This is a genomic window from Labilibaculum sp., assembly GCF_041595635.1.
Lineage (GTDB): Bacteria > Bacteroidota > Bacteroidia > Bacteroidales > Marinifilaceae > Labilibaculum.
This window is the reverse complement of sequence record NZ_JBFHJW010000088.1, coordinates 1-12,508: the sequence shown is the minus strand read 5'-3', so window position 1 is coordinate 12,508 and position 12,508 is coordinate 1. Positions and strand designations below refer to the sequence as shown.

General features: G+C 35.4%; 12 protein-coding genes. 5 read left to right on the top strand and 7 right to left on the bottom strand.

The annotated features are described in order from the left end of the window. Positions 1 to 733: 733 nt before the first annotated feature. Positions 734 to 1,258 carry a pyridoxamine 5'-phosphate oxidase family protein gene (locus tag ABYT26_RS16505; RefSeq protein ID WP_372755919.1) on the bottom strand — a complete coding sequence of 175 codons (525 nt, stop codon included), beginning with the start codon at positions 1,256 to 1,258 and terminating at the stop codon, positions 734 to 736. 20 nt (positions 1,259 to 1,278) lie between these two features. Beyond that, the gene (gene dnaG, locus ABYT26_RS16500) at positions 1,279 to 3,234 is read right to left on the bottom strand and encodes a DNA primase (protein WP_372755917.1); all 1,956 of its coding nucleotides are present in this window, start codon (positions 3,232 to 3,234) and stop codon (positions 1,279 to 1,281) included. Between the two features lie 255 nt (positions 3,235 to 3,489). Between dnaG and ABYT26_RS16495 the strand changes: the two genes are divergently transcribed. From ABYT26_RS16495 to ABYT26_RS16485, 3 genes are all read left to right on the top strand, one after another. Further along, a complete protein-coding gene (locus tag ABYT26_RS16495) occupies positions 3,490 to 4,335 on the top strand; it encodes a hypothetical protein (protein WP_372755915.1) in 846 nt (281 codons plus the stop codon). Between the two features lie 69 nt (positions 4,336 to 4,404). Continuing rightward, entirely contained in the window at positions 4,405 to 5,085 is a 681-nt protein-coding gene (locus ABYT26_RS16490) for an NAD-dependent deacylase (protein ID WP_372755913.1), read from the top strand. 11 nt (positions 5,086 to 5,096) lie between these two features. Next, complete coding sequence (locus ABYT26_RS16485) at positions 5,097 to 5,618, top strand: hypothetical protein (protein WP_372755911.1); 522 nt, start codon at positions 5,097 to 5,099, stop codon at positions 5,616 to 5,618. A 102-nt stretch (positions 5,619 to 5,720) separates the two neighbouring features. Here the strand turns inward: ABYT26_RS16485 and ABYT26_RS16480 are convergent, their stop codons facing one another. Further along, complete coding sequence (locus ABYT26_RS16480) at positions 5,721 to 8,012, bottom strand: inorganic phosphate transporter (protein WP_372755909.1); 2,292 nt, start codon at positions 8,010 to 8,012, stop codon at positions 5,721 to 5,723. Positions 8,013 to 8,099: 87 nt separating this feature from the next. Beyond that, the gene (locus tag ABYT26_RS16475) at positions 8,100 to 8,483 is read right to left on the bottom strand and encodes a methylglyoxal synthase (RefSeq protein ID WP_372755907.1); all 384 of its coding nucleotides are present in this window, start codon (positions 8,481 to 8,483) and stop codon (positions 8,100 to 8,102) included. Positions 8,484 to 8,727: 244 nt separating this feature from the next. Between ABYT26_RS16475 and ABYT26_RS16470 the strand changes: the two genes are divergently transcribed. After that, positions 8,728 to 9,138: an SPOR domain-containing protein gene (locus ABYT26_RS16470; protein WP_372755905.1), complete on the top strand. Its 411-nt coding sequence runs from the start codon at positions 8,728 to 8,730 to the stop codon at positions 9,136 to 9,138. Between the two features lie 19 nt (positions 9,139 to 9,157). Continuing rightward, positions 9,158 to 9,577 carry an SPOR domain-containing protein gene (locus ABYT26_RS16465; protein WP_372755903.1) on the top strand — a complete coding sequence of 140 codons (420 nt, stop codon included), beginning with the start codon at positions 9,158 to 9,160 and terminating at the stop codon, positions 9,575 to 9,577. Between the two features lie 11 nt (positions 9,578 to 9,588). On the opposite strand, the gene ABYT26_RS16460 is transcribed toward ABYT26_RS16465, so the two are convergent. From ABYT26_RS16460 to ABYT26_RS16450, 3 genes are all read right to left on the bottom strand, one after another. Next, the gene (locus ABYT26_RS16460) at positions 9,589 to 10,191 is read right to left on the bottom strand and encodes a hypothetical protein (protein WP_372755901.1); all 603 of its coding nucleotides are present in this window, start codon (positions 10,189 to 10,191) and stop codon (positions 9,589 to 9,591) included. Positions 10,192 to 10,311: 120 nt separating this feature from the next. After that, the gene (rpoN, locus tag ABYT26_RS16455; RefSeq protein WP_372755899.1) at positions 10,312 to 11,766 is read right to left on the bottom strand and encodes an RNA polymerase factor sigma-54; all 1,455 of its coding nucleotides are present in this window, start codon (positions 11,764 to 11,766) and stop codon (positions 10,312 to 10,314) included. 313 nt (positions 11,767 to 12,079) lie between these two features. After that, on the bottom strand, positions 12,080 to 12,508 hold a 429-nt coding region (locus tag ABYT26_RS16450; RefSeq protein ID WP_372755897.1), incomplete at its 5' end, for an amino acid--tRNA ligase-related protein.

The following is a 12,508-nucleotide window of genomic DNA, read 5'->3' as shown; positions in this document are numbered from 1 at the left end:
GTTTAAAGCGGCTGCAAAGATAAAGAATTTAATTCCTAATCTGCAAATAAAATTTTAACTTTTTTTTGAGCAACTTCCTCAGCAAAACCTCATGTTTACTAGTGGTCTGTATGATTCATTAACCCTAAAAGCGGCTGCAAAGATAATCACTTTATCCTGACAAATCCTAATGCTTTTAAAAAAAGTTTCAAAAAAAATAAACTTCGGTTTTTATGAAGTAAAAATTACTCTCCAAATCATTCAAACCTCAGCACACTTTCCGTTGAAAGCGGTGCAAAGATAACCTATAAATTTTCGCATTTCCAAAACTATTTGTTAAGAATTTTGAAACATTCCCTTAACAGACTGGTAGATTGATCGAAAAAGTTTGAGAAGAAAAATAAGAAAGTAGATTTCTTCCCAAACAATCATTATTTGTCAACCTAAACCATGAAACAATTTTAAATTCTATTAGCAAAGATAGGCTTTGAAGCTGTTAAGCACAGTCAACAATTGTTAAGGAAGACTAAATGATTAGCTAAGTGCATTGCGTTAAGGATTGAAGTGGATACCCCACAGCGATGTTAATAGTCCTACTTATTGTATATAAATAGAACTACTTAAATTGACTTTATAAAAGTGAAAAAAGGAGAACGCGAGGAGTAGCAACGAAAAGCCTGACCCGAAGTTATGAGGGAAACGCCCTAAACACTTTAGATAAAAAAAAGCCCTCTCAAATGAGAAGGCTACTGCTTTATAGGTCTTTTTGGGATTTCTTTTTGTCACGATCGACTTGCCATGGAAAGTTATTGCCGTGTGGTGCGCCAAACTCTTTGGCAGTAAGCTCTTTTGGTTTTAATCGATAAACTGCCACATTTCTTACCGCTGGTGAATTGTAAGTGAATTTCTTATCGGTGTACTGAGCCATTGTAATGTTTAAGGCATCAACCTTTTGATCGTAATCGGTAACGAACTCTATTTTACCTCGGGCAACTACACTTTTGCCTTTCATACGATAGCTGCAGGCAATGTGAGCATCCTGAAAAGCCAACTCGGGTGGGGTACAAAATGTAATGCAAACTTCTGGATTTGCTTTCAAGCAATCGATTAACTTCCCAAAATCAGCTCCGTGTAAATAAATATATTCATCGTGATAGCCAAAATTCATTGGGACTACGTAAGGTTTGTTTTCAAGATCGATAACGCCCACATTACAAATATCACATGAACTAATAATTTCATCAATGTGTTCTTTTCCTTCAATAAATACGGTTCTCATGTAAGTAATTTTAATGGATTCTATGATATGGTTCGGTTTCCTAGTTGTTTTGAAATGGCATTTTTGATTTGATCCAATACCATTTTTTGTTTCATGAGTTCCATCATGCGATCGGAGTTCCCAGTATCCTGAGCTTCCTGCATTTCGCGCATGACTTCTTTCATAAGTAAACGAACCTTTTTCCCTTTGTATTCGTTCACCAATTTGGGAACAATTTCTTTGAGTTTCATTTCTTCCGATTCCACAACACTTTCGTTCCGAGTCCATAAACCACTCAACTGGTGAGGTTCACTCAAAATATCGGCTGCCAGCTGGTTTATTTTTTCGTTGGGATGATCGCGAAAAAATGTTTTTGTATTGAAAGTTTCCTTCTCCATGTTTTCACCATATTGGTCAAAAACCAATTGATACAAAGGATTTATAGATTCTAGTTCATCTTTTGCCAACTCGCTAATGATATAATTTCCAGCCAATAAATGTTGTTCATTGCCATTCTCATCTTTTTCACGATAGAGCACCTCAGCACCAAAATTAAGCAGTATGCGAACTAAAGCACGCTCTTCGAGATCGCATTCGTTAGCCGAACGAAGAAATGCAGAATTATCGGCTAATTTCTCCTGTTCAGGATCGTCGGGAAGATTGGATCGCTGATCATTCCGCCAACTATCCCGCTTTACCTTGTGAATGATTTTATTGATTTCGGTGTACAATACTCTTTCATCTACATTCAGAATGTTACTGCATTCGCGAACGTAAACAGCACGAATAATACCATCGGGAATAATTGCTATGGAACGAACAATGTCGATGATTAAATTGGCTCTCTTTACTGGATCATCTTTTGCATCTTTTAAAAGAAGATTGGTTTTGAAAACAATAAAATCACTTTCGTTTTTTTCGATATATTGCATGAGTTCACTGGCTCCCATGGTTCTCGAAAATGAATCGGGATCTTCGCCTTCGGGCAACAGTAACACTTTCACATTTACTTCCTGTTCTAAAACCAAATCGATTCCTCGCAGCGAGGCTTTGATACCTGCCGCATCGCCATCGTAAATAATAGTAACATTATTGGTGAATCGTTTTATGAGGCGAATTTGATCGGTAGTAAGTGCTGTTCCCGAGGAAGCCACAACATTTTCGATTCCTGCCTGATGTAAGGAAAGAACATCGGTATAACCTTCTACCAGAAAACATTTATCGTTTTGCACGATGGATTTTTTAGCCTGAAAGATGCCGTACAAAATTCGACTTTTGTGATAGACTTCGGATTCGGGTGAATTCAAATACTTCGCTGCTTTAGCATCATTTTTAAGAATTCGTCCACCAAAAGCCTGCACCCGACCTGCAATGCCATGAATGGGAAAAATAACTCTTCCACGAAAGCGATCAAGTAAACGATCCTGTTTTTCGATACTTAAACCGGTTTTCACCAGATATTCTTTTCGGTAACCACTCTCGAGAGCGCGGTTCGAAAATCCATCCCAGGCTTCCAGACAAAATCCGACCTGAAATTTTTTGATAATCTCATCTCTGAAACCCCGCTCGCGCATATAACCCATTCCAATAGCCATTCCTTGTGGATGTTGAAACAAATTTTCAGCAAATACTTTTTGTGCAAAAGAATTCACAATCATCATACTTTCACGATCATTTTTTTGTCGCTCCTGTTCGGGCGAAAGCTCTTTTTCTTCCACTTCGATGTGGTACTTTTTAGCCAGATATTTTAAAGCACCTACATAATCGAGATGCTCGTGTTCCATGATAAAGTTCACCGAATTCCCACCCTTCCCGCAACCAAAACACTTGTAAATTCCTTTGGCAGGAGAAACGGTAAAAGAGGGTGTTTTTTCGTTATGAAATGGACACAATCCCAAATAATTAACTCCTCTTTTCTTAAGAGTCACAAAATCGGAAACCACTTCAGAAATTTCTGCAGAATCAAAAATTCGTGCAACTGTTAACTGATCAATCATACTCGCAAAAATAGAAAACTAGATTGATAATAAATCGAAAATTTAAAGATATTAAATAAGATAGAAAGCCAAAAATCAATAAATTCATTCAATTGTAAATTTTAAGGACGACGTAAAATACTACTGTCAACTATTCGTTCTTTATTTAGATGGACATAATTAATTGATTAGCTTCAATATCTTGTTTTTGTCATGATTTAGAAGCATCTGAAAGAGACACAAATGAATTAAAAACTTGCTAAAATACGTAACGCAATGAATAAAATACTAAGTCTATTACTGATCTGCTTGAGCAGTTTTCCACTGTTCTCCCAAGAACATCTTCCTAGTGCACCGGATTACCAACATTTTTACCAAACAAAAACCTTGGTGGTACTCGAAGACAATATAATGTGCGAATACAACGACAAAATAAAAGAAGCCATTGATCAAAAGTGGAAGCTTACCGATTATGAATTTATTTCGAATGAAGAATTTAGAAAAAAGAAATCGGATTCAAACTATTCTTTTTTGGTTCGCAGCATTGTCCATTTTAATAAGGACAAAACCAAAGCCAGCTACAATTTTTTAAGTCTGCTATTGGGCGGCCAAGCAACAGATATTAGCGATATGCCAGATCTTTGTTCCATTCCACTCTCCTACGAAGGCGTGAACGAAGATGGTTTTACTTACAAACTAAGCTCTCTGGTTCAGTTCATTCAAAACCATATTGATTTGGTGCATGAAAATCCCAATATTATTTCTGAAAATGTTCTTCGTTACTACAATAAGAACAATACCGAAACCAAAGGCAAAACACTTTATCTATTGGCCTCCGAATTAGATTCCGATGTTAACACCATATCTAAAATAAGAAAAGTTTATCCCGCAAAGGTAAAACTGGTTGGCCCAGATGAAATTGAGAATGCAATTCGTAATAAAAAGGAAGATGTAATTTTTTTGCATAAAGTAGGCCCCGAAAAGACCAAGAACAAAGCCCGATGCTTTAAAATTCTAATTGGCGCTGCCGATGCCAAATTCTACTATTTTGATTATCACATGGTAAAAGGCAAACAAACAGATCGCTTTTTAGAAAGTGATTTTAAGAAACTAGCACGATAAAACAACAAGGAAATAGGAGTATTAAATACTTACTTTAATAACAAGTGAATTTATTAGGCAATTATGGCTATGAAAAAATTAGTGATACTGAGTGGAGCGGGTGTGAGTGCTGAAAGTGGAATAAAAACCTTTCGGGATATGGATGGACTTTGGCAGCAGTATGATGTAACGGAAGTTGCTAGTCCTAAAGCCTGGAGGGAAAATCCAGAATTAGTTCACCAATTTTATAATGAGCGTCGCAAGCAGCTATTCAATTGCGAGCCCAACAAAGCTCATCGGCTGATTGCTGAACTGGAACAACACTACGAAGTAGAAATTATTAGTCAGAATGTTGACGATTTGCATGAGCGCGCTGGCAGCAGTAAAGTATTGCATTTGCATGGAGAATTAAAAAAGGCAAGAAGCACTGTGGATCCACAATTGATGTATGAATTGGATCAATGGGAGCTTGGTTTGAATGATTGCTGTGAAAAAGGATCACCTCTGCGACCTCATATTGTTTGGTTTGGTGAAAGTGTGCCAGCCATTACCGAAGCTGCTGCAATTGTTGCTAAAGCTGATATTTTTGTGATTATTGGTACTTCTTTACAAGTTTACCCTGCTGCAAGCCTAGTACACTATATTCCAGATGAAACACCGATTTATGTAATTGATCCGCACCAACCAGCTCTTCAATCCAACAAAAATATTACTTTTATAAGAGAGAAAGCGAGTATAGGAATGGAAAAATTATTCGAACTTCTACACTAAAAAACTAGATTATGAAAAGACAAGTGCTACTACTGCTATTCGGAATATTGGTTTTTACCTCATGCAATCATTATGAATCGAAGGTAGCGATCAGTTCTTCGGAGAATTCAGAAATTGACACCAATTTATTCGGAGAATGGACTCTTACATCCGAAAATGATAAAGACAAAATATCAGGTTACCTTGAGGTAATTCCTTTTAATGATACGGAATATCTTATACAATTAAACGAAGTTGCCGATTCATCAAAATACATTAAATCGATTTTGAACTTTCGTATGTATTCTTCTGTTGTGCAAAAAAACGAATACCTTAATGTCCAATTTATTGGCTCCGACAGTGAAAAGACATTCATGATTTACCGAATAAAATCTATTTCGGGAAACCGTTATAAAGTTTTTTATCTATCCAAAGAACAATTCAATATTGAGTTTAAAGATTCAGCAAGCTTTTATGAATATATCGAAAAACACTCCAAAGAATTCGAAAAAGCATTTGAAGTAGAAGGTATTCTCGAACGAAAAATAAACTAATTAAACGGAACAGTCAGAAACTAGTTTTACAACTTGCCAAGAAATAGAAAAGGGTATCCAAAAAACGGATACCCCTTATTATGAAATAAATTTAACCTTTACTTACATATCATCTGTCTGTAAAATAGAATCCTCACCATCATTCGCTGTAAAATCTCGAGAAGCTTTTAGTAAATTTCCCGCATGTAAAACAAGATTTTTTGTTTCGTTAATAATTCCCAAATACAAAACAGAATTTCTGGTTCCCACTTTTTCGGCCTTAATTCTTCTAATTTGTTCTTTTCGAAATTTTCTTAAAGAATCTAACAAGTCTTTCTGCTTTCCAAAGGCTTTCTCAATTTGCTCTAAATCGTAGTTATTTTCTTTTAAAAGACGATTTACGGTTTTAAAGAAATCTTCCAACTTCTCTTGAATGGTATTTAATTCCTCAATTTGCTCTGGAACCATAGCCTTGTGATTGTTATCCACATAATCGAAAGCTGGTTCGGCAATAAAATTGATGGAGTGAGCGATCTCTCTTAAATAATCGAGTAATTGTACATAGAATGGTCCAGTAGTAATGCTATCTTCAGTAAGTTTTTTCACCACCAAAGGCACTTGATTTTTCAACGACTTAGCTTCCTTATCGAGTTTTCTTACTTTTTTGAGAGACTCTTTCAATTTGCTACGCTCTTCGTAAGCCAATCCTGTAACAATTTTCCCATATACTTTCGGAATTTTTGTAGTCACCACAGCAACGGCATAAGTTAATTGCTCAAAAACTTCGCCTTTTATAATAATCGACGCATCTTCTTCGTCGGCATCTTGGATTACAACATCCATTGTTGATTTTTTCCTATGAAGGATATGAGAACGAACAACAAAAGTAATTGCAATAGCAAGCAATCCAATAATTGCATATCCACCCAGCCAGTGAATTAAATTGGCAAAAATAAAAGCAGCAGTAAATGCACTAAAAGCAGTAAAGAACCAACCTCCAATAACCGTTAACACACCTGTAATTCGATACACAGCCGAATCTCTATCCCAAGCTCTATCGGAAAGAGAGGTACCCATTGCTACCATAAAAGTAACATAGGTAGTTGATAATGGCAATTTTAAAGATGTTCCTATAGAAATTAAGATACTTGCCACTGTAAGATTTACCGATGCACGAATCATATCGAATGCAGGAGCATCCTTTTTATCAATTCCCGGAGGTGTAGCTGGTTTATCGAATCGATTCTGAATGCCTTTTTGAATGCTTGTTGGCAAAAGATTCTTAAATCCACTATTTGCAGATAAAGAACGACGAACCAAAAGACGCGCAAAAAAGGAAGATCCAAATTTTTCCTCTCCTTCGTTCTGATTACTCAAACCAATTTCAGTTTCGGTTACCGTTCTGGCTTTTTTCGAGAACCATAAAGTTACAGTCATAATTATACCTGCAATAACAAGTAAATAGGTTTCTGTATGTACCTTTTGAGCCAAAATGCCCATTGTCATCCCATAAGGATCGGTACCTGGAGTAGATGCCCAAGCTTGAAACGATTTAAATCCAGCCAATGGCACACCAATAAAATTCACAAGGTCGTTTCCTGCAAAAGCCATTGCCAAAGCAAATGTTCCAACCAAAACAATTACTTTAAGGATGTTGAGACGTACAAACCAAACAAGCAATTGCAAAATTACTGTCCATCCAACAAAACACACCACAATAATGCTTATGGTATTCATTTTGATCCAGCTAAGTGTTTCTCCCGAAATAAAAGAAGAACCTTTCGCTCCCTTTATCAGAATAAAGTAGGTAATGGCAGTAATTGCAAAACCACCAAAAATAGCTCCAAAATAGCGGAATGTTTTTTCAAATCGATACGTAAAAATCAATCGAGTTACCCATTGCACCAAGGATCCCGAGAAGAATGCTATAACAACACTCAAAAGAATACCGGTAATAATCGCCAAAGCTTTTGCCGAATTGATATAAGTTCCCAAATCGAGCATGCTTTGATCTGAGGAATTCATGATTTTCACCACCGCCACCGCAACTGCAGCTCCTAACAATTCGAATACAATGGATACTGTTGTTGACGTTGGTAAACCTACGGTATTGTAAAAATCCAACAGAATAATATCTGTTAGCATTACCGCAATAAAAATGATCATGATTTCGGCAAAGTAGAATTGATCGGGATGAAATATCCCTTTACGGGCTACTTCCATCATTCCACTAGAAAAGGTTGCTCCGATAAGAATTCCAAGGCTAGCAATTGCCATGATCACCCAACGTGGGGCAGCCTTAGAACCAAATGCAGAGTTTAAGAAGTTAACGGCATCGTTACTCACCCCAACAATAAGGTCAGAAATAGCCAGTGCAAATAGCACAACTACAATAATTAAATAAAAGTTCTCCATGTTTCTAAGTTCGTAAATTCAGTGCAAACATACTAACACATGGAGAGGCTATTATTTCTATATTGTTACCATTGTGTTAACTTAGTGTTAATTTTCAAGTTTTTCAGATTTATTAAGCGCAACTAAAAAATCGGCTGTAGCCAGGTTTAAGGCCATTGGAACGTTATTAATAACACAAGTTCTAATTAAAGTTTGAATATCATGTTCGTGTCCGTGTGGTGTTTCAGCATCAATCAAAAAGATCACTTCATCTACTTTTCCATCTAATATTTGCGCGGCTAAAAGAATGTCGCCACCATTCGGACCATGACCAAAACCTTTCACATCAAGATCGAGCACAGAATTTAACAATTCGGCAGTATTAGAAGTTCCAATTAATTTATGTTTTTTAAGTTCGTCTCTATGTCGTTTGACCCATGCAAGCATTACGCTTTTTTTCTGATTGTGCGCTACCAAGGCAATTGTCTTCATCTATTTATCTTTTAAATTGTTTTATAATTTTCACAAAAATAGGATTAAATCCTATTTTTCGATTTAAATTATTCTTAATTAGATTAGCGTTTTCAAATAAACATTTGTTATTTTATGAATCAATAAAAATCAACACTACTATCAATTACTTGATCTAATTTCTTTGAAATAACAAATAAACAAAGTATTATTTAAATCAGTAATAAAAATGTAAATTTGTTACTATTATATTAATCATACCATGATGAGAAAACACATTCGAATTGTCTTTATTGTTTCCCTTATTCTTTCGCTTGGCGTATGTGCATGTAAAGATGAAGCAAAAGCACCTGTTAAAAAAGAGTTGACACAAAAAAAGGAAAGTGCAAAACCAGAAGCAAAAGTTATTCCTAAAAAGAAAGTAGCCCCAGTTGTTAAAGAAGTACCAAATAAGTATTTTTTAATAATAGCGAGCTTTCAAAATATTGAAAATGCCAAACGTTTTCAAAAAAAATTAACCAATGATGGTTTTACTTCTGAAATATTTGATGGTCCAAATGGATTCCATCGAGTTTCGTACAAAGCTTTTTCTGATCGGGCTCTCGCTTTTCAGGAATTGAAATTAGTAAGAGCCACAGAGGAACACAAAGATAATTGGCTTTATATAAAACGATGATTTGAAAATTTAGATCGAAATGGTAAAAATTAACTTTCTATTAATTCTTGTGGTTCTTTTTTTCTCAGGATGCAAAGATAAAAAAGCAATCACTCCCATTGAAAAAGGGAAAGTTGTAGAACAAACGGCCAAACGGTTGGTACCTGAGATAAGTGCAACTACTACTGAGCCTGAAACAAAATTAACAGCTAAGCAAATCGTTGAAAACAGGAATTCTCTTCGTTATCATATTGTTGCAGCCAGCTACACCAATGTTCAACAAGCAGAAAATTTTAAATCTCGCATGTATAAAAAAGGATACCCAAGTGTTGTACTCCAACAAAATGGAAAATATCGAGTGATAATTCAGTCGTTTAATAAAAAAGAAACAGCTCTTTCGGAATTATTTCGTTTACGCAAACTTAATAAAACACCCGATTTGTGGCTTCTTCATCAATAAATAGGAGCTGATTACATCAGCAAAACACTACTAAAAATAATTGTAAAACCAAGCATAAAACCTGTATACACCTGAGATGGAGTATGCAGGTTCAATTTTAATCGCGAATAGCCAAGTAAACCAGCAATAAGAATTCCAATTATAAATTCGAGTTGTAGAAAACTGGAAAATTCAATTGAAAAAGCAAGTATCATTCCTAACAAACCACCAATGCCTGCCATGTGTAAACTAATTTTCCATTTTAAAGAAATTATGGAAACAGTTAAAATGGAAATAACAGCTGCGAGCTGCAAATCGGCGAAGATCTGCATAACTGGGAATTTTTGTAGCATATAATAGCCTAACAAATAAAATATCATGCTAGCTGCCAAAGGAATCATTCTGTCCTGACGCTTATCCAAAGCGAGATCAGAAATTACATTCTGATTTTTCAACATTGGTAGAATGCTTAATGGTAATAATATGGTAGAAATACCAACAATCAGATAAACAACGCTCATCAAGCGAAAAGGAACTAAATCGTAAATGCTGCCCGAATGAAATATCAAGAAAACAGAAAGTAGAGGCATAAACACTGGATGTGCAACAGTTGATAGTATTCGAGCAAATTTCATAAATCTTATAATTAGAACGTCTGACTAAAGGTTTATTTCCTTTAGTGGTCTGAGTTGTTACAAAATAAAAGTGCAAAGATAAGTTCCTTGCACTACGATTCTACTATTTTTCAAATTTACTTACAATTCTTTTCTTAATCGGGCCACCGGAATGTTAAGTTGTTCGCGATATTTAGCGACTGTTCTGCGAGCAATCAGATAAGATTTTTCTTTTAAAATTACTGCTAACTTATCATCTGTTAATGGTTTCTTCTTGTCTTCGTTATCGATACACTCCTGCAATATTTTTTTTATTTCTCGTGTAGATACTTCCTCACCTGAATCGGTTTGCAAACCTTCAGAGAAAAAATATTTTAAAGAAAAAATACCAAAATGGGTTTGAATGTATTTTGAATTCGATACTCTTGAAATGGTAGAAATATCCAAGCCAGTAATCTCAGCAATATCTTTCAAAATCATAGGACGTAATTTTCGTTCATCGCCTTCCATAAAATATTCACGCTGAAATTGAATGATTGCATTCATACTCATCAGTAAAGTCTCTTGTCTTTGTCTGATCGCATCAATAAACCATTTGGCCGAATCGAGTTTCTGCTTCACAAAAAGTACGGCATCCATTTTATCTTTGGTCTGATTTTTCTTATTTCCAGAATAATCTTTAAGCATCTCGGAATAAGCTCTACTAATATGCAGTTCTGGTACATTTCTGGAATTCAGGCTAAGCAGTAATTCTCCATCTTCTTCTTCAAGAATAAAATCAGGAATAATAGTAGGCGAAGCTTTGTCCAATGGATTATTAAAAGTGCTTCCTGGTTTTGGATTCAATTTTAGAATTTCGTCGACAGCACATTTAAAATCTTCATCGTTAACACCCAAACGTTTTTGAATTTTATCGTAATGTTTCTTTGTAAACTCTTCGAAATTTTTCTTCAGAATCTCTGTTGCCAACTTAACATCAGGGTTAAATTGACCTTTGCGCTGAATTTGCAAGAGTAAACATTCTTGCAAATCACGAGCACCAACTCCTGCTGGATCGAAATCTTGAATAATTCGCAAGACTTCCACCAACTCCTCAAAGCTGGTTTCTATTCCCAAGGAAAAAGCCAAATCATCCACAATGCTTTCAATTTCCCGTCGCAAATATCCATCTTCGTCAATATTTCCGATTAAATATTCGGTAAGAGCATATTTTTCGGGCGTAAGAATACGCAGACCTAATTGCGAAATCAGCAATTCATGAAAGGTCGTTCCTCCCGAAAAAGGTATTTCTTCATGCTTATCGTCTTTGGAATAATTTTGTGCCGACAATTTATAGGATGGAATATCTTCATCATTCATGTAATCTTCCAAAGAAAATTCCTCCTGATCTTTGTCTTTCAAAGGTTCTTCTTCTGCATTATTATCATCCCGATAATCTTCTTCGTTATTACCTTCCTCTAGTACAGGGTTCTCTTCCAACTCCTTCTTAATGCGTTCTTCAAGTTGCAAAGTTGGAAGCTCCAACAACTTTATCACCTGTATTTGCTGAGGTGATAATTTCTGCAATAACTTTTGCTGTAAACTTTGCTTTAACATACTAATTCTGTTCTTTTTTTGAATGAAGCAAGGTACATATTCTCTTGAGAACTTACAAGAAGATAAATGAACTAAACAATTTTCACGCCATTTTGCATAAGTGTCAAATAGAAAGGAAAAAACAAGGATAAAAAGAATTAAATACAGGAATAAGTAGTTCTGTTAAACCTCCTTACTAATTGCATAAGAATAAGTCTTTAAATGCTGTATACTACAATTTACGAAATAAAAAAACCGCATCACAATTGTGATACGGTTTTACTTTTAAGAGGTACGTTTTGTTTGTACTTTCTTCTATATGATTCTTTTTCTTTTAAAATTCAGCATTTTTTGGAGTTCTTGGGAAAGGAATTACGTCGCGAATGTTACCCATTCCGGTAACAAACAACATCATTCGTTCAAATCCTAATCCGAAACCACTATGCGTTGCACTACCAAATCTACGAGTATCAAGATACCAATCCATTTCATCGGCAGGAACTCCCATTTCTTTCATGCGAGTTACCAATTTATCGTAATCTTCCTCACGTTGCGATCCACCAATAATTTCGCCAATTCCCGGGAATAGAATATCCATTGCAGCAACGGTTTTTCCATCCTCGTTTTGCTTCATGTAAAAGGATTTAATTTCTTTCGGATAATCGATTAGAATAACTGGTTTTTGAAATTTCTTCTCTACCAAATATCTTTCGTGTTCCGATTGAAGATCGGCACCCCAACCTTCAATTACATATTGAAATTT

Coding starts and splice junctions, on each gene's coding strand:
- ABYT26_RS16460 (WP_372755901.1), bottom strand. CDS start 10,191: ATGAAATTTGCTCGAATACTATCAACTGTTGCACATCCAGTGTTTATG.
- ABYT26_RS16480 (WP_372755909.1), bottom strand. CDS start 8,012: ATGGAGAACTTTTATTTAATTATTGTAGTTGTGCTATTTGCACTGGCT.
- ABYT26_RS16475 (WP_372755907.1), bottom strand. CDS start 8,483: ATGAAGACAATTGCCTTGGTAGCGCACAATCAGAAAAAAAGCGTAATG.
- dnaG (WP_372755917.1), bottom strand. CDS start 3,234: ATGATTGATCAGTTAACAGTTGCACGAATTTTTGATTCTGCAGAAATT.
- ABYT26_RS16505 (WP_372755919.1), bottom strand. CDS start 1,258: ATGAGAACCGTATTTATTGAAGGAAAAGAACACATTGATGAAATTATT.
- ABYT26_RS16490 (WP_372755913.1), top strand. CDS start 4,405: ATGAAAAAATTAGTGATACTGAGTGGAGCGGGTGTGAGTGCTGAAAGT.
- ABYT26_RS16470 (WP_372755905.1), top strand. CDS start 8,728: ATGAGAAAACACATTCGAATTGTCTTTATTGTTTCCCTTATTCTTTCG.
- ABYT26_RS16485 (WP_372755911.1), top strand. CDS start 5,097: ATGAAAAGACAAGTGCTACTACTGCTATTCGGAATATTGGTTTTTACC.
- ABYT26_RS16495 (WP_372755915.1), top strand. CDS start 3,490: ATGAATAAAATACTAAGTCTATTACTGATCTGCTTGAGCAGTTTTCCA.
- ABYT26_RS16465 (WP_372755903.1), top strand. CDS start 9,158: ATGGTAAAAATTAACTTTCTATTAATTCTTGTGGTTCTTTTTTTCTCA.
- rpoN (WP_372755899.1), bottom strand. CDS start 11,766: ATGTTAAAGCAAAGTTTACAGCAAAAGTTATTGCAGAAATTATCACCT.